Below are 21,109 nucleotides of genomic sequence, written 5' to 3' on the forward strand. Positions count from 1 at the left end.
TCATGATGAACCGCAAGATTTTCGGTGGAATTGGTGCGACACTCACGTCGCTTGCCGTCTCCACCGCCGCCTTCGCACAGGACGCGACGCCGACTGTCGACAAGGGCGACACCGCCTGGATGATGACCTCGACCGTCCTCGTCTTCCTGATGATCCTCCCCGGCCTCGCGCTGTTCTACGGCGGCCTGACCCGCTCGAAGAACATGCTCTCGACGATGACGCAGATCGGCGCCGCGGCTTCGCTCGCCATGCTTATCTGGGTCATGTACGGCTATTCGATGGCCTTCGGTGAGGGCGGTAATGCCTTCGTCGCCGGCTTCGGCAAGGCGTTCCTCGCGGGCGTCACCCCCGATTCGGTTTCGGGCACCATCCCCGAATACGTCTTCGCCTGCTTCCAGATGACCTTCGCCGCGATCACCGTCGCGCTGGTCCTGGGTTCCACGGTCGAGCGTATCAAGTTCTCGGCGGTCATGGTCTTCGCGGCCGTGTGGCTGACGATCGTGTACTTCCCGATCGCGCACATGGTCTGGGCACCGACCGGTTACTTCTTCGGCCTCGGTGCGCTCGACTATGCGGGCGGCACCGTCGTCCACATCAACGCCGGTGTCTCGGCGCTGGTCGCCGCTATCATCCTCGGCAAGCGCAAGGGCTTCCCGGCCGAGCCGATGCCGCCGCACTCGCTGACGCTGACCATGGTCGGCACCGGCCTGCTGTGGGTGGGCTGGTTCGGTTTCAACGCCGGTTCGGCGCTCTCGGCCAACGGCGCGGCTTCGCTCGCCATGATCAACACTTTCGTCGCCACCGCTTCGGCCGGTCTGTTCTGGATGCTCGCGGAGCGTCTGGCGGGTCACAAGGGTTCGGCCCTGGGCTTCTGCTCGGGCGTCGTCGCCGGTCTCGTCGCGGTCACCCCGGCTGCCGGCAACTCGGGCCCGTTCGGCGCGATCGTGCTGGGCGCCGTGGCTTCGATCATCTGCTTCTTCGCGGTCAGCAAGCTCAAGCCGATGCTCGGCTATGACGACGCGCTCGACGCATTCGGCGTCCACGGCATCGGCGGCATCGTCGGCGCCATCGGCACCGGCATCGTCTATGCCCCGTCGCTCGGCGGCCCCGGCAAGGCGGACTTCGCCATCGGTACGCAACTGGTGATCCAGATCGAGGCGGTCCTCGCCACCGTGGTCCTCGCGACCGTCGGCACCGTGATCGCGATCTTCATCGCCAAGGCAGTCACCGGCCTGCGCGTCACTCCCGAAGTCGAAGCCGATGGCCTCGACATCGGCGAGCATGGCGAGCGCGCCTACAACTAAGAATCTCCAGTTTGGCGGCGGCGGGAACTTCCTCCTCTCCTCCCTCCCGTCGTCGCCAACCGATGTTCCTCCTGCGAACACAACCTTCAAAGGGCCGGAGCCAGCCGCTCCGGCCCCTTTTTATGCATGCGACTTGTGGGATGCTGCGCCTGCGGGGTGACGAGTGGGGGAACGCGCATGAAGTACGTCACGGCCATCATCAAGCCGTTCAAGTTCACCGAAGTGAAGGAGGCGCTGGCTGCTTCCGGCGTGTCCGGCCTGACGGTTTCGGAAGTCAGCGGGCACGGTCGCCAGAAAGGGCAGACCGAAGTTTACCGCGGGGCCGAATATACCTCGAGCATGTTGCCCAAGCTACGGCTTGAGATCGCGGTGACCGACGAGATGGCGCCGCGCATCGTCGAGATCATCCGCGCGCACGCCAACAACGACGAGATCGGCGATGGCAAGATCTTCGTGTTTCCCTCGACCGCGCCGTGCGAATCCGCACTGGCGAACAGGGTGACGACGCGCTCTAGTTGTTGGTAGCGCCCTGATCATGGCCCGTCCGTGCGGGCGTATTCGGCTTATCGTCCGGCGGACAGCATCTCGATCAACTGGCGCACCGGGCTGACGTCATAACCCGCACCGGCTGCCTTCGAGGCGATCACCGCCGGGCTGTCACCGGCCTTGGCGCGGGCCAGCGCCCACAGCAGTGTCGACCGCGTGCCCGAGCGGCAATAGGCGAGCACCGGCCCCTCGATGTCGAGCGCTTGTTCCATCGCATCGACCTGTGCCTGGCTGAACCCGGCATGAGTCACGGGAATCGCGACGTAGTCGATACCCGCTTCCCGGGCTGCGGCCTCGATGGCGTCGCCGGGGGTCTGGTCCTCGCTCTCGCCTTCGGGGCGGTTGTTGACGATGCGGACGATTCCGAGCGCCTTGGCCTCCGCAACCATGGCGGCGTCGATCTGCGGGCTGGCGAAGACGGTCTCGGTAATCTGACGGAACATCTGCGCATTCTCCCGTAGTGGAGCGGCCGGGTGGTGCCGGAAACCGGCCTTCAAGACGCTTCGGAGCGTTGAGGCAAGCCCATTCGTCGCTTAAAAACCGCTAATTCGTCGTGAAGCACTGCAAAGACCTCGCATTTCCGTTCGCCATCGCGTTTGGAGTCGTGTAAGAGTCATGTTCGCAGGAGAGGGTCGGGCCTTAGCCCGGCCGCTTGCCTGACGTTTGGCGTGGATCGTCCGCCCGCCTGACGAATACTTCTGGGGCGCAGCGAAGGTACGCTAGTAGACATGGGTTTTGATAGAGGTCGTCGCGGAAGGGGACGCGACAATAAGCGGGGCGGAGAAGACGAGTTCGATCCGTTCTACGCTGGTGGCGGAGATCGCTTCGGCGGCGGTGATCGCGGCGGCTTCGGCGGCGGCGGCTTCGGTGGCGGCGACCGTTTCGGCGCTGGTGGCGGCTTCGGCGGCGGTGATCGCGGCGGCTTCGGCGGCGGCGGTGGCGGCTTCGGCGGTGGCAACCGTGGCGGCGGCTTCGGCGGCGGTGGTGGCGGCGGCTTCGGCGGCCGTGGCGGCGGCGGCGGTGGCGGCATGCCTGCACAGGTCGTCGGCCAGGGCAAGGGCGTCGTAAAGTTCTTCAACGCAGCCAAGGGCTTCGGCTTCATCCAGCGCGACGAAGGCGGCGACGATGTGTTCGTGCACATCAGCTCGGTCGAGCGCGCCGGCCTCGAAGGTCTGGCCGAAGGCCAGCAGCTCGAATTCCAGCTCGTCGATCGCGGTGGCAAGGTATCGGCAACCGACCTCGTGGTCGTTGGCGATGTGATCCCCGTCGCCAAGCGCGAGCCGGCGCCGCAGCGCCAGCTCACCGGGGAGAAGGCCACCGGCACTGTCAAGTTCTTCAACTCCATGAAGGGCTTCGGCTTCATCACCCGTGATGACGGCCAGCCGGACGCATTCGTGCACATCAGTGCGGTTGAGCGCTCGGGCATGTCCGGTCTCAACGAAGGCGATCAGGTTGAGTTCGACATCGAGGTCGATCGACGAGGCAAGTACTCGGCGGTCAACCTGCAGCCGCGTCAGGGTTGATCCTGCCTGCACTCCTCCGGGCCAGAACTCCTTAAGGACGTTTGACCCGGAGGCTGCAAACATCTAAACGCGCGCAAATGGCGGTCCGGTAGGGCCGCCATTTGTCGTTTGCGATCTTCAAAGCGAGATTTCTCTAAGGCCCGCCAAGACCCGCGTTCTGGGGGCTCGATTCTGCAAGGAATGCCGACATGTCCATTACCCCGCTGATGCCCGTATATCCCCGGTGCGGCGTGCGTCCCGTTCGCGGCGAACACTGCCATCTCATCAGCGAGGACGGTCGCCGTTTCCTCGATTTTGCCAGCGGCATCGCGGTCAACGCGCTCGGCCATTCGCATCCCGGCCTCGTCGGCGCGATCCAGAAGCAGGCCGAGACGCTGATGCACGTCTCCAACCTCTACGGCAGCCCGCAGGGTGAGGCCGTGGCGAAGCGCCTCGTCGACCTGACGTTCGCGGACACGGTGTTCTTCACCAATTCGGGCGCCGAGGCGGTGGAGTGCGCGATGAAGACCGCGCGCGCCTATCACCAGTCGGTCGGCAACGAACAGAAGTACGAGCTGATCACCTTCAACCAGGCTTTCCACGGCCGCACGATGGCCACGATCAGCGCTTCCAGCCAAGAGAAGATGCACAAGGGCTTCCTGCCCCTGCTGCCCGGCTTCAAGTACGTCGAATTCAACGATCTGGAGGCTGCGAAGGCCGCGATCGGTCCGAACACGGCGGGCTTCATGGTCGAGCCGATCCAGGGTGAAGGCGGCATCCGCATCGCCACCGACGAATTCCTGCAGGGCCTGCGCGCGCTGTGCGACGAGCATGACCTCATGCTGATCCTCGACGAAGTGCAGAGCGGCGTCGGGCGCGCCGGGACTTTCTTCGCCTATGAGCAGTACGGCATCGAGCCGGACATCATGGCGACCGCCAAGGGCATCGGAGGCGGCTTCCCGGTCGGCGCCTGCCTCGCCACCGAGAAGGCGGCGCGCGGCATGGTCGCGGGCACGCATGGCTCGACGTACGGCGGCAACCCCTTCGCCATGGCGGCGATCGGCGCGATCCTCGACGTGATCCCGGACGAGGCTTTCCTCGCGGACGTGCGCGCCAAGGGCGAGCGGATCAAGGCCCGCCTCGAACAGTTCATCGGCAACTATCCCGATCTCTTCGAACTGGTGCGCGGGCGCGGCCTGTTCATCGGCCTCAAGATGAAGGTCGAGCCGCGCGCTTTCGTAGCGCACATGCGCGACAACCACGGGCTGCTCACCGTCTCGGCGGGCGACAACGTGGTGCGCGTGCTGCCCCCGCTCGTCATCGACGACAGCCACATCGACGAGTTCATGGAAAAGCTCTCCGCCGCAGCGGCGGACTACAAGATCGAAGCGAGCGTGTGATGAAGGATTTCCTGAGTCTGTCCGATGCGGGCGGCGATACCCTCGCCGCCATGATCAACGACGCGATCGACCGGAAGGCAGCGCGTGCGGGCTGGGCCAAGGGCCGTGCCGACGCCGATGCGCCGCTTGCCGGGCACACGCTCGCGATGATCTTCGAGAAGAACTCCACCCGCACCCGCGTCTCGTTCGACATGGCGATGCGCCAGCTTGGCGGCTCGGCGCTGATCCTGGAGGCAGGTTCCACGCAGATCGGTCGCGGCGAATCGATCGCTGACACCGCCCGCGTTCTCAGCCGCATGGTCGACGCGATCATGATTCGCACCGACGACCACGCCAAGATCGAGGAACTGGCCCACTACGCCGACGTCCCCGTCATCAACGGCCTGACCGACCTGTCGCACCCGTGCCAGATCGTCGCCGACCTGCTGACGATCGTGGAGCACGGCCATGCGCTGCCTGGCCTCCAGCTCGCGTGGCTGGGCGACGGCAACAATGTCGCCAACTCGCTGATCGAGGCGGCGGGGCTGATGAAGTTCACCATCCGCATCGGCGGCCCGGCGGGCTACGAGCCGGACGCCGGTTTCATCGCGCGCTGCCGCGAGGCCGGGGGCGAAGTCATCCTCACCAACGACCCGCGTGAGGCTGTGGCCGGGGCGCAGGTCGTCGTCACCGACACCTGGGTTTCGATGGGCCAGCCGGGCGGCGAAGTGCACGTCGCCGCGATGCAGCCCTACCAGGTCAATGCCGCGTTGATGGCCGCCGCCCGCCCCGAGGCGACCTTCCTCCACTGCCTGCCCGCGCATCGCAATGAGGAAGTGACCGACGAGGTCATGGACGGTCCGCAGTCGGCGGTGTGGGACGAAGCCGAGAACCGCATCCACGGTCAGAAGTCGGTCCTGCTCTGGGCGCTGGGCAAGCTGTGATCGAAGACGACCTGCTGCGCGACGATACCGGCTTCGACCGGGTGCTCGCCTTCACCGTGCCCGCGCGCCACGTGCGCGGGCGCATGGTGCGGCTTGGCCCGGTGCTTGAGACGGTGCTTTCGGCGCACGACTATCCCAAGGTGGTCAAGCATGTGCTGGCCGAGGCGCTGGTGCTGACTGCGCTGATGGGTTCGCTGCTCAAGGACGAGAACGCCCAGCTGACGTTCCAGGCGCAGGCCGAGGGCGGCGCGGTGGACCTGCTGGTCTGTGACTATCGCAACGGGGAACTGCGCGGCTACTTGCGCCACGACCCCGCGATGGTCGGGGCGCTGGAGGAGGAATGCTCGCTCGAGACGATGTTCGGCAAGGGCTTCCTGGCGATCACTTTCGATCTCGCGACCAGCGGCGAGCGCTATCAGGGCATCGTACCGCTGGAGGGGCGTCGCTGGCGCATGCCTGCGAGAGCTATTTCGCGCAGTCGGAGCAGCTGCCGACGCTGATCCGTATCGCGGTCCGCTCGAACGGGCCGCGCTGCGTGGCGGGCGGCATGCTCGTGCAGCATTTCCCGGACGGCGAGGAAGGGCGTGAGCGCCTGCACGTCCAGGAAGACCACCCGGACTGGGAGCACGTCGCGATCCTGTCGGGAACGGTGCAGGCCGCCGAACTGGTCGATCCGGTGCTGACGCTGGAGGAACTGGCGTGGCGCCTGTTCCACGAGGAAAGCGAAGTGCGCGTCGAGCCGCTGCTGCCGCTGAGCCGTGGCTGTCGCTGCACTGTCGAGCATTATCTCTCGATTCTGTCCAAGTTCCCCGAGGATCAGCTGGAGGACATGCGCGACGACGATGGGCACATCCCGGTCGATTGCGCGTTCTGTTCCAAGGTGCTGCGCGTCCCGGCCTGAGTAGCACAAGCGAGCGTCATACTCTCGCCACACCTATGGGTGACTTGAAATCCGGGGCGCCCCTGCCGATGTTGTAAGCGGCGGGACGTTTTCAGGGTGCGACGGAATGTTTTCGAAGTCTTCTCTTGCGGTGTTTGGACTGGCCGCCTGTGTAGCGGCAGCGCTGCCGGCTTACGCGCAGCAGCAGTCACTGGGCATGCTCGATGCATTGGCGCACGGTGGCTGGGAACTGCGCGAGCGCGGTGGTCCGGTGCGCAACATCTGCCTCGACAGTGGACGTCGGCTGATCCAGCTGCGCCATCCGGGTGCACCGTGCAGCACTGTCGTGGTCGAGGACAAGGCCGATCAGGTCACCGTGCAGTATACTTGTCGCGGACAGGGCTATGGCCGCACGCAGATCCGGCGCGAGACCGATGGCCTGGTGCAGATCGACAGCCAGGGCATCGTCAACGGCCTGCCTTTCGCGTTTTCCGCCGAAGGGCGGCGCACGGGCGATTGCCGCAGCTGAGTCTGCCGAAGACCTTGCGCATTTGATCGTTGTCGTCCCGGCGTCAGGGGCGTAGCGGGGCAGTCATGCATGAAGAGACAACTCCGCAGCCGGGCTCGGCTGCTCCGCAGGCCGTGGTGCTGCTTTCCGGCGGCCTCGATTCCATGGTCTGTGCCGGTATCGCGCGTGAACGCGGCTTCGCGGTCAATGCGCTGACCATCGACTACAACCAGCGGCACCGGCGCGAACTGGACGCGGCGGCCGAGATCGCCAGCTTCGTCGGGGCGCAGCGTCATGTGGTACTGCCGCTCGATCTGCGGCGCTTCGGCGGCTCGGCGCTGACCGACGACATCGCCGTGCCCAAGGACGGTGTCGGCGAGGACATTCCGGTCACTTACGTGCCCGCGCGCAACCTCGTGTTCCTGTCGCTGACGCTGGCCTGGGCGGAGGCGATCGGCGCCAACGACATCTTCATCGGCGTCAACGCGCTGGACTACTCGGGCTACCCCGATTGCCGCCCCGAATTCATCTCGGCATTCGAGAACATCGCCACGCTGGCGACCAAGGCCGGGGATGAGGGGCAGACGCTGCGCATCCATGCGCCGCTCCAGTTCATGAGCAAGGCTGACATCGCCCGGGAGACGGACCGTCTGGGCCTCAATCCCGGCATGAGCTGGTCGTGCTACGATCCCCAGCCGGACGGGCGTGCTTGTGGTCTGTGCGACAGTTGCCGCCTGCGCAAGGGTGGCTTCGAGGAAGCCGGGCTCACCGATCCGACGCCTTACGCGGCCTGATCTTCAAGCCCCGTACAAAAGAAAGCCCGGCGAGCGATCTTGCCGGGCTTTTTCGTGTCTGGAAGGGGAAGGCGGCTCGCGTAACGCGGGCAAAAGAAAAGGGGCCGGATTGCTCCAACCCCCGATCTTGTACCGTTGCCGGTCGCTTACATGCCCGAACCCGGACCGTAAGTGATCTCGACGCGACGGTTCTGAAGCTCGCGCACGCCGTCCGCAGTCGGAACGCGCGGGTTGGCTTCACCGAACGCCTGGCTCGAGATCGAGCCGTCGGGGATGCCGTGGCTGGTCAGGTACGAACGGACCGAAGCGTTACGACGCTCCGACAGGCCCATGTTGTACTTCGGCGTACCCGAACGGTCGGTGTAGCCGGCCAGCATGATCGGCACGCTGTCGCAGTTCGCGTAGGCGCTGACGGCGCTGTCGAGAATGGTCGACGCTTCCGGCGTGATGTCCGACTTATCCCAGTCGAAGAACACGATGTACGGACCCTTGTTGCAGACCGGAGCCGGCGGCGGGGGCGGAGGAGGCGGCGGCGGGGGCGGCGGGGGCGGCGGCGGGGGCGGCGGCGGAGCAGCCGGTTCGCCGAAGTTGTACGCCAGGGTGCCGAGCAGCGAGTGCGAACGCCAGCGGGTGCTGATGTTCTCGCCGGCCGGGCCGACCAGGTCGACGTTCGACACGTTCATGAAGCGATACTTCAGACCCACATCCCAGTGCGAGCTGATCGGAGCACGGATGCCCGCGATTGCCTGCCATGCGAAGCCGCTGTCCGAATCGTCGATCACGTCAGCGTGGACGCGAGCGACACCGGCACCGCCGCCGACGAAGCCCTGAAGGCCGTCGTCCGGACCGAAGTCCAGAAGGCCGTTGACCATGAACGACAGGTTGCTGACGTCAGCACCGCCGGAGTTCTTGATCGCAGCCTGGCGATAGCTGGCTTCGGTTTCGAGACGGAACGGACCGAAGTCGTAACCGAGCACGCCGCCGCCGTCGAAGCCCTTCTTGAAGTCGATCGTGGTGCTGGTACCGTCGACGACAGTGTCAGCGTCTTCGACGATCATGCCGCCGAAATCGAGTTCAAGATACCACGACTTGTCGCGCGCCAGCGCGGGAGTGGCGAAGGCGGTCGAAGCCAGCGCCAGTCCAAGGACGAGTTTCCTCATACGTTTCCCCTACAAAGAGATTTGGAGCCACCGAGTGCGAGAGTGTCTAACCCCTTGGCTTTACGTGTGCAAGCGCACATTAAACGCGACTGTTGCAAATTTGTCGCGTTTGCGGGAGCTTGGGAGGTGGTTGCGCCCTCACTATCCAGAATCTGCAACACCCCTGAAACCCCTGTTTCCTTGCACCCGTCAATCCGAAGGTAGAATACCCAAGGCTTGGAGAGCCGAGACCAGATCGCTGATCGCGGTCCGAGCCTCCCCATCAACACTCGTCCCTCCAAGTGGTTCCACGGGGAGCGAAGCTTTTCTCCAGAAACCGAAAAACAGCATCTCGGCGCCGCGTGATGCATCGAAAACGCGTAAGCCGTCGCGAGGTGTGACGAACGCCCAGCCTGCGCCGCGACGCAACGCAACGGAGTCTTCCTGGCCCGCCCACGCGCCGATTGCGTCCTGAGCAACTATCCAGGCGTCGTTTTCTACGGGGTTTTCCGGTGGAGCGTCTGCTTCGCCGAGCACCAGGCAGTGCATCAATGCATCACTCAGCATGAGAGCTTCGTTGACGAAGATCTCTTTCTGCGCCTGACCGGCATGAAGCAGGGGAGGGCGAAACGCGGGCTGGAATCGGCGAAATTCAGCTGTTCGGGCATGGAGGTTCTCCGTGAGGTCGATCGGGGAGCAGCGGTTCAGGCCAGGGGGCGAGCGAAAGGGGAAGCGAGAGCGCATGCGTACCCTGTTGACGAACTTGGAACATCGCGCCGGCTTTGGAGGAATAACGGGCGAGGACTGCCGCCTCGATGCGGATTTCCGGTGTTTCGGTCGTCCAAAAAGCTATGGGAGCATCGAGCGGCCCGAGGGTCACGAGGTAGCGTTCGGCCTCTTCGACGAGTGGCACGTCCACGCCATCCCGCCATGACCAGCCGCCGCGTGCCCGGCGCGCCCACGTGAACGTCCATGAACCGTCGGTCGAGATGATACGGCGGCCATGGGCGGGTGAAAGCGGGCGCAGGGTGATGCCTGCGAGATGGACCGGGGAAGCCACCGGTTCGGCATCCGCGCGCCCGAGCGCAAGGACCTGCCGGTTTGGAGCGGAGCCGAGCATTCCTGTATCGACAGCAGCCAGTTCGGAAGCCATCATTACGAATGCCTCTCCTTCAGCATGGGACGCGATGGCGTGTTCGGTGCCGCCACGGCCGCGCAGCAGGCCTTCGAGCCGCCAGCGTCCTTGGCCGAGCGGCGTCGCGAACAGGAACTGGACGATTTCCTCGCCGACGAGCGCCAGGTTCGCACCCTCGCCGAGAAGGGACGTATCGATGCTCGCCAGTTGCATAGCTGGATCGATGAGCTGGACTTCAAGCTGGCTGCCGCGATCGAGGAGCAGTGGATCGCAGGGGGCAGGGTCGACAATGCCGCGCCCATGACTGCTCGCGTTCGGCCACTGGCGCCGAGTGGCAGCAGAGCGCCGTTGCCCCGGTCGGCATAAAGTGCGGCACCGTTCCATCCTGCGGCCGGCGAGGAGACGGCGGCGAGCGTGCGAACCGTGTCGGGCGAGCCCGCGGTCGGATCGAATGGCAGTTCGAATGCGGTGATGCGGGTTTCGCCGGAAGGGAAATCGGGCGCGGGATTGCCGCGTCCGGGGTCGGAAGCGAGCGCCGGAGGCGTCGCGGCTCCTGCCGGCAGGGCGCGTTCCAATGACAGTTCGACTCCGCAGTCGCGCCATTCCCATTCGCGGATGCGCCACTGTCCGGCGATGCCCGGCAGCATGACGAGCGCGCCGGGGGCCATTTGCGCGTCGAGTTCGCAGGTGCGCCACGATATACGGTCGCGGGTCCAGTCGATGCGGCGCGCGGTCCGCTCGATCAGGGCGCGGGCGGTGGCCGCGTCGAGGGCGGCGGGGAGATCGATGGCGCCGGGTTCGCCGGCAACGGGCCGTCCGGTGGAACGCTGGAGGCTGGCCTGGTAGTCGCGCTCCACATCGTAGTAGCGCAGGATCGAGGGCGGGTTCACGCCCGGCGCCGCGCGGTGGCGGGTGAAGCCGGTCCGGGCGCCGAAATCGTCGTCTCCGGTCGTTACGGCGGCCTCCGGCAGTGCGATGGCGGCGGACTGTCGCCGGTCGCGGGCGATAACGAGATCCTCGCCGGAAGCGTCCAGTTCGAGGGGCATGATCTGGGCAAAAGTCTGCAAGTCGGCGGCGGGGGTGCTTTCGCTGGTGTAACCGACGACGCCGGTGAGCGGGATGGTGCAATCGACCTCGTCGATAACCTCTCCGACGATGTCCTGCAGTGAGAAGTCGTCGTCGGCGATGATCTCGAAGGTCAACGAGGGGATGCGGTTGTAGAAGCCCGACAGATCCAGGTCTTCGAATACCACGTAAGCAACGCCCCGATAGGCAGGACAGCGATCCGCACCTTCGGCCGAGGCGATCAGCGGGTCCGCCGACTGGTCACCGGTGCCGGTGTGGATGCGCAAGATCCCGGTGGCCTTCAGCTCTCCGTCGATGCCGCGCAGCAGCTGCCCGTCCGCCCATATCCGGCCGAGCCCGCGGATAGGTCGACTGGCGAGGGCGACGGCGAAATTGGCGGAGTAGCTATAGGTCGTCACCGAGGGGCTGGCCTTGCCGGTGCCCTGAACTTCACTGCGCTCGACGAGATCGGTCGCCCAGATGACCGAGCCCGCCGTGCGCATGCGCCCGAAGTGGCGGGGAATGACTTGCCCATAGGTCGAGGTGGTCACCACGAGGTCCTTGAGGCGCGGTCCTTCGCGGCCGGTCGCGCCGAACAGGGCAGTGTCGAACTGGCGACCCACCAGCGAGCCGACGGCTCCGCCGAGGGGGCCGCCCAGCATGGTGCCGAGACTTCCGAAAACGAGCGTGGCCATGTCAGTTTCCCGGATTTGAGGTGAGGCGCCAGTGGTGCAGGCGCGGCCATTCGGAAGGCAGACCGCCGTGAACCACCCGTCGCAGCCCCGCATGAGCATGGACCACGCGCGCGGCGCAGGTCGCGATGGCGAGGTGTAGCTGGCAGGCGGAAGGGCGGATCATCAGCACGTCGCCGGGGACAAGTGCCCCGTCGACCGGCTCCAGCCCAAGGCTCGCGAGAGCCGTCCAGGCAGAAGGAGCCGTACGATTGCGCAGCGGATAGCCGTTGGCGAGGCGGACCCTACGACCGGCCCGTGCGAACGCGGCCTCGATGACGCCGACGCAATCGAGGCCGACGCCTGCCTCGCGCCCGTGCAGGCGAAAGGGCGTCCCGACTAGCGCCAGGGCGGCCGATGCGAGTTGCGCCCCCGTCATTGAACCGGTCCGGGATAGCGGGTGAGCATGTCGTTTCCGGGCAGGAACGGTTCGCCTCGAAAGTTCACGGCGTTGCCGAAGCGCTGGGAGCAGGTGTCGAGCGTGTGGTCGCAGCCTTCGCGCAGCACGGCGCGGGTGCCGGGCTCAAGCGTCTCGGCGAGGGGGACGTCCAGGATCAGGCCGCTCGCATCTCCTCCCATAACGTCCATCGCGATGCCCGCCTGGGGGCCGTCGAGCCAGCGCAGGCTTCCGCCTGCGTGATTGGCGGCTTCGGGCGTACCTTCGAACAGCGCGGCATTGGCGGCGGTATATATGCTGACGAGGCGTACTTCGCGTGTGAACTTCTGTGGGTTGAGGTTGCAGCCGGGGGCGCAGAAACCGGCGCGGCAGGCCGGGCTGGTGCGCGGTGTGGGATCGCGCCACAGTTCGGCCTTGCGCGAGACGAGTTCGGCGGAAAAGGCGCCGTCGTCCTCGCTGACCGTGCCGATGGTTCCGGCGTAGAGTACCTCGTGCTCCAGCGTCTCCCAGTCGATGAGGCCGATGCGCACTTGCGCGCCGTCGAAGCGTCCGGCGGCGAGGTCGGCGCTGTCGATCGCTTCATGGGTGAGCGAGCCGCGCACTTCGGCGCTGTCGGGCTCGAACTCGGCACTCTTGCGGATGGCGCTGGGCACCATGCCGGGCGAGGCGCGGTGGAGCACGCCGTCGAACCACAAGTCGCGGTCATGCGAAGTGAACCCCAGCGCCACCCCGTCGCCGCGCAGGATGCGCCAGAAGGTGGCGACGGTTTCGAGGTCGTCGGCGAACCAGCGGCGGGTCATGACGCCTCCCGGATTTCGACGACGGGCACGCTGGGCGCCTCGCCTGCGGCGAAGGCGGCGCCGGAGACTTCGAGGCTGTCTTCGGCGAAGCGGACGGGGACGTCGAACAGGAAGCCCGCGCGGATGTCCGCGCCGATGGATGGGGCGTCGTCGAAGGTGACGACGCCATGTTCGGCCAGAGTCCAGTTGCCGACCTGCAGCGCCCCGTCGATGGAGACGAGAACCGTTGCGAAATCGGGCCGGGTGATGCGGCGGACTTGCGCGTCCTCGCCCTCGCCGTAGCGCTTGATGAGCGGGAACCCGGCCTTGATGCCGTCGCCGGTGCCGAGCGGCTGGTCGAGCGGGCCGGGCGCGGCGACCATGCCGCTCGAACTGAAGTCGCTGGGATCGCGCAGCCGGAACCCGCGAGCGGGACCTCGGCGGGCGCGGAAGAAGGCGATGAGTGCGCCCAGTTCCGCCTCGGAGCGCACGCCCGGGCCGACGTCGAAGCGCAGCCGGGCGTTGGACCACAGCGAATTGCGCCGCTCGAAGCCGGAGGCGGTCACCGAGACGCTGGTGGAGAATTCGGGCACCACCGTCGCGTCGCGGCCGAGTGCGAGCGGGTAGAGCACGTCGTCGAAGGCCTGCATGGGGTCGGCTCCTGAGGTTGGCGGCGGGGGAGGCGCACGTATCCGTCGCGCGCGACCTGGGGCAGCGCCCAGACTACGACTTCGTGGGGGGCGCGGGTCAGGGCTTCGTCGATCCCGGCGTCGATGCGGAGCCACTGGTCGCGCTGGTTTGGCCTGAGGACGAAACCGGCGAGGTAGTCCTGTTCCTGCGCCGGATAGCCGAGGCGGGCATCGACTTCGGCATGGGCTTTGCGGCGGTGGGCGTCGGCACCGGCGGTGAGCCAGTCGTAGTCTTCCACCTGCAGCCGGTCGAACGCGGGCGCGGCCCAGCCGGTCGGCAGGTTGGCGCGCTTCAGTTCGGGCATGTCGGGCGCGAGCAGGGTGGGGGTGAAGACCAGCGCCAGCGCCTCTACCGGCGCGGGTGCGATCGCCGTGCGTACCGCCGCGACGAGGTCGGCGGTCGATTGCGCCAGCAGCGCGCCTGCTTGATCGAGCATCGCCGTCTGCGCTGGGGAGAGCGGTGCGCGCATGTCGGGAATGGCGGCGGGCGACCCGCCGAATGCGGCCCTGGCTGCATCATCGTAGAGGCAGATGCGCCCGTCGCCGAAGGTCCACCACCATGGCTCACCGATCTGAAAGCGGACGGGTGCGCCCACCTCGGCGAGCGATCCGGCGAACGCCGCGCTGACCGTCTGCAGCCAGGCCATCGCCTGCGAATTCGCGGGCGAGAGCAGGGTGGAGGGCGGATCCCAGCCGGTCAGCGCCGGGTTGCCGCCCAAGTCGCGCTGCTTCCAGTCTTCCGGGCAGTGCTGGTCGAGCAGTTCGTAGGATAGTGAGGCCATCGGGCTGAGGCCCGCCGCGAGGCACTCGGCGAAGAAGGCGCGGTGCCAGCTACGGGTCGGGCCGTTGAGCGGATCGCCGCCCTGCCCGGCGAGGTATCGGCCGCCGTTCGCCGCGAGCCGGAAATAGTGGCTCATGCCGAGGTAATGCACCACCGATCCGCGATAGCCGAGCTGGCGCACGGCGCGGATCAGGCGGGCCGGGGTCTGAATGCCCTGATCGTCATAGCCGGTGGCGATGGCGAGGCCGTTCGCGGGCATGACGACGTCGCCGATCTCCAGCATGGCGCGGGCGCCGTCGGTGGCGATTTCGGTCATCTCGAACCAGCCTTCGGTCTCGGCGGGGAGCGGGTCGGGGCTGGCGTCGTCATAGCCGGGCGGGGCGAAGGAGATGAACATTCGTTCGATCGCGCCGGGCCAGATTCGGTCGGCGTCGGCGGGCAGGGCGTAGCCGCCGTCGAGCGCCGAGAAATCGAGCGTGACGACTGCGTCCTCGCCCGTCCCCTCGGCATAGTTCCAGAGGCGCACGTACCAGGTATGCGACGCGCCCGCTTCGTCGCGGCCCTCGATGGTGAGGGTTGGGCCGTTGATCGCGTCGAGCGGGATCAGCCCGCCCGACCGCCAGCGGAACCGCAGCGAGGTATGCGCATAATCGCGGTCGGTGCGGTAGGCGAGCAGGGGTGGTCGAGCGCATCGACGCTGTCCCAGATCAGCCCGCCAAGGTCGGTCTTGCGCAGGAACGAGGCTTCCACGCGCAAGCCATCGGGGGCGGTGGACACCACCGTCGCCACCATCGGGCGCGGGAAGTTGAGGGTCCAGAAACGCGGGTCGAAGCGCATGAGCCAGTCGCTCGCCTGCCCCTCGCGCTTGCTGGCGAGCCAGAATGCCATGAGGTCTCTCCTCAGTTCGAGAGGGCGCGGCGCACGGCGCTCGCGACCTGGCGGCTGGAGCGCTGCAGCGACTGCGGCGCGCTGGAACCGCGCGGGGCCGAGAGGTTGATCGCCACGCGCACGTCGCGGCTGGTCGAACCGCCGGTCTCGATGCGGCCTGCGGACGTCGGCACGAACAGCTCCGGCCCGCGCTCGCCCACGACATAGCCGCGTCCGGGCGCGACGTTGCCACCGGTGGCGCGGCCCGGCAGGCCGAGCGCGCCGGTCAGCAGGCCGGAGAGGTCCAGCCCGCCGCCCGCGCCGCTGCCGCCGACCAGCGCCGAGGCCAAGGTCTGCGCGGCCTGTCCAGCGATGGCGTCGAGCGTCGAGGCGGCGGTGCGCTTGAGGTCGTCGAAGCCCAGGCTGCCTTTGCGGATCGCGCCGGACAGGCCCTTTTCCAGCGCGTCGCCTGCGCGGGTGAAGCCGGAGACGAGGTCGCCGTCCACGGCCCCGCGCATTTGCGCGATGTCGCGGGCGAAGCCGTCGGTGCTGGCGCGGACCTCGACGAGGAGGCTGTCGATTTCATCGTCCATGATCGGTTTCCATCAGCTTGACGAGGGTGTCCCGGTCGAAGCCCGCAGGCGCACCGGGGAGAGCAGGCCGAGCGCGGCGGCCAGTTCGGCCGGGGTGGCCGCCCAGAACTCGGCAGGCCGCCACCCCAGCGTGCGCGCGGACAGGCCGCAAAGGGCCAGCGCGGCGGCCGCGAAAGTCACGCGCTGCCCTTGAGCACTTGCGCGAGCAGCACCCGCAGCGGCGCGGCGCAGGCGGCGAGGCCCTGGGCGACGATCGCCGCGCCCACCGTTTCGCGGCTTGGCCGGTCGGCTTCGGGCAGGCAGTGCCAGAACAGCGTGGCCATCTCGGCGAGGCGAAGTTCGCCCGCGCCCGCCCGCTCGACGAGGGCGAAGAGGGGACCGAGTTCCTCCTCGGCGGCGACGAGCGCGGTGAAGCTGGGGCGCATCACGTAGGCGCCGTGGCCGATGGCGATGGCCGCCTCGCCGCGCAGGGGGTTGGGCGTCATGCCGGGACCACCTCGCCCGAGCTTTCGAGCTGGAGCGTGTAGTTGCGCTCGCCGTTGAAATCGCCCGCGTAGTCGAGGCGCTGGACGAGGAACTTGCCGCGCAGCCGTTCGCCGTCCTCGAAGCTGAGTTCGTAGTCGGCGAGCGTGCCCGCCATGGCGTTGGCGCGCACCTGTGCCTCCGCGGCGCTGCCGAGGAAGATCCCCGCCGCGCTCACCGAGACCGAGCGCACGCCTGCTCCGGACAGCAGTTCGCGCCAGCCGCCGCTGTCCTTGGAAGTGACGACGACGGCGTCGCCGGTGACCGACATCTGCGTGGTGCGCAGCCCGGCGACGGTCTGGTAGGCGGCGGGGACGCTGCCGTTGGAGATCTTGAGGAGGAAGGCGCTGCCTTTCTGGGCGGGCATGGTGAGGCTCCTTTGGTGAAAGAGAGGGGCGCGCCCAGAGATTCCAGTGCCACGTCCATTCGCGGCGATGCTCCGGATCGAGCGCGGCGATATGCTCCTCGATCTCGGCTTCGGTCGCCTCGCGCAGCCAGTCGTAATCAGCCATTCGCGGCGTCCTTCGTCTCCGCGCTGCGGCGGGCGACGACCTGGCGGCGCAGCTGTTCCAGCTTGGCGTCGATGGCGGCGCGCACGACCGCGACGTCTTCGTTTTCACGCATTGCCCTTTCGCGCGCCACGTTCTCGCGGTGGAGGCCGAGCAGGCGCAGGGCATTGGCGTTGTCGAACTTGACCGCGCCATCCTTGGCCTCGCCGAAGCGCAGGCGGTAGAGCACTTCGAGTTCGAGGTTCTGGTAGCCTTCGAGCAGCGCGGTCTGCCACTTGCGGGCGAACTCCGGGTCCAGCCGGCGCACCTTGTAGGCACGGCTGGGGTGAGCACCGGCGATGGCGGCCGCGGCGGTGACGTTCGAGGTTTCGGCCAGCGCGGCAAGGAAATACTTGCGCCAGTGCTTGTTGAGGTCGCCCTCTTCCTCTTCCATTAATGCGGCGCTGATCTTGGTTCGCGGACGGCGCGTCTTCGCGCCGGGCGAAGCCTGCTTCGGCTCGACCATGGGGGGATCCTGTACTGGAGAGGCGGGCACGTCCGCGAACCGGAGAGAGCGGCGGGACGACTCGGGGGTGTCTGCGTTGTTCCTGTTATGTACCCAAATGGTGGAACAATGTCAACAAAAATAACCAAATTGGTTTTCGTGTTGATGCTTGCCGCGATGCAGCGCGGCTTCTAGATCACGATAACTTTACCGCGAACTCGTCATTGCGAGCGAAGCGAAGCAATCAAGGGCGTTCTGCACTGCCCTTGATTGCTTCGCTTCGCTCGCAATGACGAGGGTGGTTGGATCCTATCATCGCGCCCTGACCAGGGTGCCGACTGTCTCCCGGGGGAATTCTCGAATGCTGCGCGGCCTCTACGAATGGACCATGGCCAAGGCCTCGCACCGCCATGCCGGCTGGTGGCTGGCCGCTTTCGCCTTCATGGAGGCGAGCTTTTTCCCGTCCCGCCGCACCCGCTGCTGGGCCTGATGTGCCTGGCCGAGCCGAAGAAGGCGATTCGCTATGCCGCGATCGCCACGGTGGCATCGGTGGCGGGCGGATTGCTGGGCTATGCGATCGGCCACTTCGCCTATGCCGCTTTCGGCGAAGCGCTGCTGCACGCGCTGCACTTGTCGGAGAGCTTCCCCAAGGCCGCCTGCTATCTGCGCGACTACGGCGCCGAGATCATCATCGTGAAGGGCGCGACGCCGATCCCGTTCAAGCTGCTGACGATCACGGCGGGCTTCATCGGCATGAACCTGCTGGTGTTCGTGGGCGCCTCGATCGTCTCGCGCTCGATCAGTTTCATGATCGTGGGCGTGCTGTTCCGCCTATTCGGTGCGCCGATCAAGGCGGTGATCGACAAGCATCTGGGCAAGGTGACGGTGGGTTTCGTGGTGCTGATCATCGCCGGGTTCCTCGCCGTCTCGCTGCTCGGCGGCGGATCGAAGCAGACCGACGAGAAGTGCGCTTCGGCGGTGGTGCAGACGGTCTGAGAGGCACACGACGCCGGCGGCCCATCATCTACGGAATTTTCCGCCCTTCGCAGTGACTTGACGGCTGTAACCATTGTGTCATCCTCTCCGTGCTGCACCGCAAGGTAGCGGTGCCGGAAGGAGGGCTATGGCTGGTCTACCGGTTGGAGCATCGTCGGATTTCCGCGCTTCCGCGGATTTCCTCAGGCAGCTTGAGGGCTATGGCCTTACGACTGTCGAGATCCACTATTTCCTGCCCGACCATCCCCGGTTCCTGCAGCTCTTCGCTTTCCAGCAATACGACGTGGCGCCGCGCTTCCCGGTGCTGCGCGATTTCCTCGACTACTGGACGCGCGAGATCGAGGGGCCGCTCCATTCGGTGCGGATCGCCCACAATCATCTGATCGGGCCGCAGGAATGGCGCGCGGTGGACGGGATCATCTCGATTCACTGACAGACCGGCCACTGACGGGGTCTTGCTCCTGACATGCTGCGGGTGGATACCCGGCGCATCCGCAAGAGGAGACAGCCATGTCCAAGATCGCCGTCGTCGTCGGCAGCCTGCGCGCCGAATCGTTCAACCGCAAGCTGGCCGAGGCGCTGATCCGCCTGCCCGCCGCCGAGGGGCATGACTTCACGTTCGCCGACATCGGCGCGCTGCCGCTCTACGATCAGGACGACGATGGCGATCAGGCGGAGAGCGTCAAGGCGCTGAAGGCGCTGATTTCGGGTTCGGACGGGGTGATGTTCGTGACGCCCGAATACAATCGCTCGATGCCGGGCGTACTCAAGAACGCGATCGACAATGCCTCGCGGCCTTATGGGCAGAGCGCCTGGGCGGGCAAGCCGGCGGGGGTGATCGGCGTATCGGTGGGCGCGATCGGGACGGCGCTGGCGCAGCAGCACTTGCGCAACGTGCTGGCCTATCTCGACATGCCGACGCTCGGCGCGCCCGAGGCGTTCCTGCAGTGGAAGGACGGGCTATTGAACGAGGACGGCACCGTGGGCGCGCAGTCGGCCGATTTCCTCGGCGGCTGGATGACGGCTTTCCTGAACTACGTGGCCATCCATAGCTGACGTAGTTCCTCCCCGAGCTTGCTCGGGGAGGAATGCGAGGTCAGATGATCCCCACCGCAGTCCCGGCGCGGGTGAACATGCCGATGATCTGCTGGACCTGCTCTGCCGAATGCTCGGCGCAGAGCGAGCAGCGCAGCAGCGTCATGTTCGCAGGCGTCGCCGGCGGGCGCGCGAGGTTCACGTAGAGGCCCTCGTGCAGCAGCGCTTCCCACATCATCGCGCCGCGTTCCAGATCGGGCATGATGACCGAGATGATCGCGCTCTGCGGTTCGGTGGTGCCGAGCTGGAAGCCCGCGTCGGTCAGGCCCTTGTGCAGCGTGCGCGAGCTGTCCCACAGATGCGCGCGCTTCTCGCCCGCGTTCATCAGCTTGCGGATCGAGGTGGTCGCGGTGGCGACGACGCTCGGCGGCAGGCTGGCGGTGAACACGTAGGGGCGGCAGACCAGGCGCATGATCTCGAACTTGGGATGGTTCGAGACGCAGAAGCCGCCGACGGTGCCGACCGACTTGGAGAACGTGCCGATCACGAAGTCGACGTCGTCGAGGCAGCCCTGCTCTTCGGCCACGCCGCGCCCGTTGGGGCCAATGAAGCCCATCGAGTGCGCCTCGTCGACCAGCACCATGGCGCCGTACTTCTTGGCGACCGCGATCATTTCCTTGAGCGGGGCGATGTCGCCCAGCATCGAGTAGACGCCCTCGAGGATCACCAGCTTGCCGGCGCCCTCGGGAATGCGCTTGAGGCGCTTTTCCATCGCCTCGATGTCGTTGTGCTTGAAGGGCACGACTTCGGCGTCGCCCATCTTGCAGCCGTCCCAGATCGAGGCGTGGCTGTCGATGTCGAGGACGATGTAATCGCCCTTGCCGGCGATGGTCGAGATGATCCCGAGGTTGGCCTGGTAGCCGGTCGAGAACACCATGGCGTGGTCCATGGCGTAGAAGTCGCAAAGCGCCTCTTCTACCGCCTTGTGGCCCGCGTAGGTGCCGTTGAGTACCCGGCTGCCGGTGGTGCCCGAGCCGAAGTCGTCGAGCGCCTGCTTGCCCGCCGCGATCACGTCGGGGTCGAAGGTCATGCCCATGTAGTTGTAAGTGCCCAGCAAAATCGTCTCGCGCCCGTTGCACAGGGCGACGGTGGGCGAGATCACCTTCTCCATGACCAGCCCGAACGGATCGGTCACGCCGGTGGCCAGAAGGTCGCTCCGCATCTTGATGAGCGGATCGAACTTGCTGAAAAGATCAGTAGTATCAGACATTTGCAATCAGCCCTTGAGCTTGACCACGGCATCGACGAGCTGGCCGTAGTTCTCGATCTCGGCCTGGGCATTCATCGAAATGATGATGTCGAACTCGTCCTCGATCGCGGCGACGAAGTCCATCACCGTCAGGCTGTCGAACTCCAGGTCGTCGGTGAAACGGGTGGCATCGGTCACTTCGACGCCCTTCTTGTTGAAGGGCTCGATCAGCGCGGCGATGCGGGCCGAAGTCTCTGCGCGGTCCATGGGTATCTAACTCC

Annotated in this window: 21 protein-coding genes and 6 pseudogenes; 11 read left to right on the forward strand and 16 right to left on the reverse strand. The window is 66.5% G+C overall.

Annotated elements, in window-relative coordinates; translation table 11 throughout:
* Positions 1-5: 5 nt before the first annotated feature.
* Positions 6-1,304, forward strand: coding sequence for an ammonium transporter (locus KZO24_RS17415; protein WP_271180795.1), 1,299 nt, complete (start codon positions 6-8; stop codon positions 1,302-1,304).
* A gap of 177 nt (positions 1,305-1,481) precedes the next feature.
* Positions 1,482-1,819 (forward strand): annotated as a pseudogene (locus tag KZO24_RS17420) (P-II family nitrogen regulator).
* A gap of 48 nt (positions 1,820-1,867) precedes the next feature.
* Here the strand turns inward: KZO24_RS17420 and KZO24_RS17425 are convergent.
* Positions 1,868-2,293 carry a protein tyrosine phosphatase family protein gene (locus KZO24_RS17425; RefSeq protein WP_271180797.1) on the reverse strand — a complete coding sequence of 142 codons (426 nt, stop codon included), beginning with the start codon at positions 2,291-2,293 and terminating at the stop codon, positions 1,868-1,870.
* 285 nt (positions 2,294-2,578) lie between these two features.
* On the opposite strand from KZO24_RS17425, the gene KZO24_RS17430 reads away from it, so the two are divergent.
* From KZO24_RS17430 to queC, 6 genes and pseudogenes are all read left to right on the forward strand, one after another.
* Positions 2,579-3,373, forward strand: coding sequence for a cold-shock protein (locus KZO24_RS17430; protein ID WP_486486676.1), 795 nt, complete (start codon positions 2,579-2,581; stop codon positions 3,371-3,373).
* A gap of 188 nt (positions 3,374-3,561) precedes the next feature.
* Positions 3,562-4,752, forward strand: coding sequence for an aspartate aminotransferase family protein (locus tag KZO24_RS17435; RefSeq protein WP_271180799.1), 1,191 nt, complete (start codon positions 3,562-3,564; stop codon positions 4,750-4,752).
* The gene (argF, locus tag KZO24_RS17440; protein WP_370424831.1) at positions 4,752-5,675 is read left to right on the forward strand and encodes an ornithine carbamoyltransferase; all 924 of its coding nucleotides are present in this window, start codon (positions 4,752-4,754) and stop codon (positions 5,673-5,675) included. Before KZO24_RS17435 ends, argF begins: the two co-directional genes overlap by 1 nt.
* A pseudogene (gene hslO / locus KZO24_RS17445) lies at positions 5,672-6,576 on the forward strand (Hsp33 family molecular chaperone HslO). The gene argF and the pseudogene hslO overlap by 4 nt, the downstream one beginning before the upstream one ends.
* Before the next feature lie 106 nt (positions 6,577-6,682).
* A complete protein-coding gene (locus KZO24_RS17450; protein ID WP_036529925.1) occupies positions 6,683-7,084 on the forward strand; it encodes a DUF3617 domain-containing protein in 402 nt (133 codons plus the stop codon).
* Positions 7,085-7,149: 65 nt separating this feature from the next.
* Positions 7,150-7,857 (forward strand): 7-cyano-7-deazaguanine synthase QueC, encoded by a 708-nt coding sequence (gene queC / locus KZO24_RS17455; RefSeq protein WP_271180802.1) that lies wholly within the window; start codon positions 7,150-7,152, stop codon positions 7,855-7,857.
* A gap of 146 nt (positions 7,858-8,003) precedes the next feature.
* On the opposite strand, the gene KZO24_RS17460 is transcribed toward queC, so the two are convergent.
* The 13 genes and pseudogenes from KZO24_RS17460 to KZO24_RS17520 all read right to left on the reverse strand — a co-directional run bounded on the left by KZO24_RS17460 (position 8,004) and on the right by KZO24_RS17520 (position 17,569).
* Complete coding sequence (locus tag KZO24_RS17460; RefSeq protein WP_271180803.1) at positions 8,004-9,017, reverse strand: OmpA family protein; 1,014 nt, start codon at positions 9,015-9,017, stop codon at positions 8,004-8,006.
* Positions 9,018-9,206: 189 nt separating this feature from the next.
* On the reverse strand, positions 9,207-9,563 hold the full coding sequence (locus KZO24_RS17465; protein WP_486487191.1) for a DUF2793 domain-containing protein: 357 nt from the start codon (positions 9,561-9,563) through the stop codon (positions 9,207-9,209).
* Positions 9,564-9,648: 85 nt separating this feature from the next.
* On the reverse strand, positions 9,649-10,152 hold the full coding sequence (locus KZO24_RS17470) for a hypothetical protein (RefSeq protein WP_486487210.1): 504 nt from the start codon (positions 10,150-10,152) through the stop codon (positions 9,649-9,651).
* A gap of 60 nt (positions 10,153-10,212) precedes the next feature.
* Positions 10,213-10,740, reverse strand: a pseudogene (locus KZO24_RS17475) (GTA baseplate fiber-binding domain-containing protein); the annotation flags it as partial.
* Positions 10,741-10,790: 50 nt separating this feature from the next.
* A pseudogene (locus tag KZO24_RS17480) lies at positions 10,791-11,990 on the reverse strand (phage tail protein); the annotation flags it as partial.
* Entirely contained in the window at positions 11,893-12,306 is a 414-nt protein-coding gene (locus KZO24_RS17485; protein ID WP_271180806.1) for a hypothetical protein, read from the reverse strand. The gene KZO24_RS17485 and the pseudogene KZO24_RS17480, both read right to left, overlap by 98 nt.
* Positions 12,303-13,124 carry a DUF2163 domain-containing protein gene (locus KZO24_RS17490; protein WP_271180807.1) on the reverse strand — a complete coding sequence of 274 codons (822 nt, stop codon included), beginning with the start codon at positions 13,122-13,124 and terminating at the stop codon, positions 12,303-12,305. The genes KZO24_RS17485 and KZO24_RS17490 overlap by 4 nt, the downstream gene beginning before the upstream one ends.
* Positions 13,121-15,461: pseudogene (locus KZO24_RS17495) on the reverse strand (phage distal tail protein, Rcc01695 family). Before KZO24_RS17495 ends, KZO24_RS17490 begins: the two are co-directional and overlap by 4 nt.
* A gap of 11 nt (positions 15,462-15,472) precedes the next feature.
* Positions 15,473-16,033, reverse strand: coding sequence for a tail tape measure protein (locus KZO24_RS17500; RefSeq protein ID WP_271180809.1), 561 nt, complete (start codon positions 16,031-16,033; stop codon positions 15,473-15,475).
* 12 nt (positions 16,034-16,045) lie between these two features.
* Positions 16,046-16,213, reverse strand: a complete 168-nt coding sequence (locus tag KZO24_RS17505; RefSeq protein WP_486486677.1) for a phage tail assembly chaperone — start codon at positions 16,211-16,213, stop codon at positions 16,046-16,048.
* Complete coding sequence (locus KZO24_RS17510) at positions 16,210-16,518, reverse strand: gene transfer agent family protein (RefSeq protein ID WP_271180811.1); 309 nt, start codon at positions 16,516-16,518, stop codon at positions 16,210-16,212. Before KZO24_RS17510 ends, KZO24_RS17505 begins: the two co-directional genes overlap by 4 nt.
* Positions 16,515-16,922, reverse strand: coding sequence for a phage major tail protein, TP901-1 family (locus KZO24_RS17515; protein WP_271180812.1), 408 nt, complete (start codon positions 16,920-16,922; stop codon positions 16,515-16,517). Before KZO24_RS17515 ends, KZO24_RS17510 begins: the two co-directional genes overlap by 4 nt.
* Before the next feature lie 137 nt (positions 16,923-17,059).
* Positions 17,060-17,569, reverse strand: coding sequence for a hypothetical protein (locus KZO24_RS17520; protein ID WP_271180813.1), 510 nt, complete (start codon positions 17,567-17,569; stop codon positions 17,060-17,062).
* A 340-nt stretch (positions 17,570-17,909) separates the two neighbouring features.
* Between KZO24_RS17520 and KZO24_RS17525 the strand changes: the two are divergent.
* The 3 genes and pseudogenes from KZO24_RS17525 to KZO24_RS17535 all read left to right on the forward strand — a co-directional run bounded on the left by KZO24_RS17525 (position 17,910) and on the right by KZO24_RS17535 (position 19,600).
* Positions 17,910-18,544, forward strand: a pseudogene (locus KZO24_RS17525) (YqaA family protein).
* 127 nt (positions 18,545-18,671) lie between these two features.
* A complete protein-coding gene (locus KZO24_RS17530; protein WP_271180815.1) occupies positions 18,672-18,977 on the forward strand; it encodes an usg protein in 306 nt (101 codons plus the stop codon).
* Between the two features lie 77 nt (positions 18,978-19,054).
* On the forward strand, positions 19,055-19,600 hold the full coding sequence (locus tag KZO24_RS17535; protein ID WP_271180816.1) for an NADPH-dependent FMN reductase: 546 nt from the start codon (positions 19,055-19,057) through the stop codon (positions 19,598-19,600).
* A 40-nt stretch (positions 19,601-19,640) separates the two neighbouring features.
* Here the strand turns inward: KZO24_RS17535 and spt are convergent, their stop codons facing one another.
* Both spt and KZO24_RS17545 read right to left on the reverse strand, forming a co-directional pair.
* Positions 19,641-20,849 (reverse strand): serine palmitoyltransferase, encoded by a 1,209-nt coding sequence (gene spt / locus KZO24_RS17540; RefSeq protein ID WP_271180817.1) that lies wholly within the window; start codon positions 20,847-20,849, stop codon positions 19,641-19,643.
* Positions 20,850-20,855: 6 nt separating this feature from the next.
* Complete coding sequence (locus tag KZO24_RS17545) at positions 20,856-21,095, reverse strand: acyl carrier protein (RefSeq protein WP_008827771.1); 240 nt, start codon at positions 21,093-21,095, stop codon at positions 20,856-20,858.
* Positions 21,096-21,109 lie beyond the last annotated feature (14 nt).

The organism is Novosphingobium sp. NFX11, assembly GCF_057376415.1.

Bases quoted from the DNA above. Each gene is read 5' to 3' on its own strand.
- KZO24_RS17415 (WP_271180795.1), top strand. From the start codon at position 6: ATGAACCGCAAGATTTTCGGTGGAATTGGTGCGACACTCACGTCGCTT.
- KZO24_RS17425 (WP_271180797.1), bottom strand. From the start codon at position 2,293: ATGTTCCGTCAGATTACCGAGACCGTCTTCGCCAGCCCGCAGATCGAC.
- KZO24_RS17430 (WP_486486676.1), top strand. From the start codon at position 2,579: ATGGGTTTTGATAGAGGTCGTCGCGGAAGGGGACGCGACAATAAGCGG.
- KZO24_RS17435 (WP_271180799.1), top strand. From the start codon at position 3,562: ATGTCCATTACCCCGCTGATGCCCGTATATCCCCGGTGCGGCGTGCGT.
- argF (WP_370424831.1), top strand. From the start codon at position 4,752: ATGAAGGATTTCCTGAGTCTGTCCGATGCGGGCGGCGATACCCTCGCC.
- KZO24_RS17450 (WP_036529925.1), top strand. From the start codon at position 6,683: ATGTTTTCGAAGTCTTCTCTTGCGGTGTTTGGACTGGCCGCCTGTGTA.
- queC (WP_271180802.1), top strand. From the start codon at position 7,150: ATGCATGAAGAGACAACTCCGCAGCCGGGCTCGGCTGCTCCGCAGGCC.
- KZO24_RS17460 (WP_271180803.1), bottom strand. From the start codon at position 9,017: ATGAGGAAACTCGTCCTTGGACTGGCGCTGGCTTCGACCGCCTTCGCC.
- KZO24_RS17465 (WP_486487191.1), bottom strand. From the start codon at position 9,563: ATGCTGAGTGATGCATTGATGCACTGCCTGGTGCTCGGCGAAGCAGAC.
- KZO24_RS17470 (WP_486487210.1), bottom strand. From the start codon at position 10,152: ATGATGGCTTCCGAACTGGCTGCTGTCGATACAGGAATGCTCGGCTCC.
- KZO24_RS17485 (WP_271180806.1), bottom strand. From the start codon at position 12,306: ATGACGGGGGCGCAACTCGCATCGGCCGCCCTGGCGCTAGTCGGGACG.
- KZO24_RS17490 (WP_271180807.1), bottom strand. From the start codon at position 13,124: ATGACCCGCCGCTGGTTCGCCGACGACCTCGAAACCGTCGCCACCTTC.
- KZO24_RS17500 (WP_271180809.1), bottom strand. From the start codon at position 16,033: ATGGACGATGAAATCGACAGCCTCCTCGTCGAGGTCCGCGCCAGCACC.
- KZO24_RS17510 (WP_271180811.1), bottom strand. From the start codon at position 16,518: ATGACGCCCAACCCCCTGCGCGGCGAGGCGGCCATCGCCATCGGCCAC.
- KZO24_RS17515 (WP_271180812.1), bottom strand. From the start codon at position 16,922: ATGCCCGCCCAGAAAGGCAGCGCCTTCCTCCTCAAGATCTCCAACGGC.
- KZO24_RS17520 (WP_271180813.1), bottom strand. From the start codon at position 17,569: ATGGTCGAGCCGAAGCAGGCTTCGCCCGGCGCGAAGACGCGCCGTCCG.
- KZO24_RS17530 (WP_271180815.1), top strand. From the start codon at position 18,672: ATGGCTGGTCTACCGGTTGGAGCATCGTCGGATTTCCGCGCTTCCGCG.
- KZO24_RS17535 (WP_271180816.1), top strand. From the start codon at position 19,055: ATGTCCAAGATCGCCGTCGTCGTCGGCAGCCTGCGCGCCGAATCGTTC.
- spt (WP_271180817.1), bottom strand. From the start codon at position 20,849: ATGTCTGATACTACTGATCTTTTCAGCAAGTTCGATCCGCTCATCAAG.
- KZO24_RS17545 (WP_008827771.1), bottom strand. From the start codon at position 21,095: ATGGACCGCGCAGAGACTTCGGCCCGCATCGCCGCGCTGATCGAGCCC.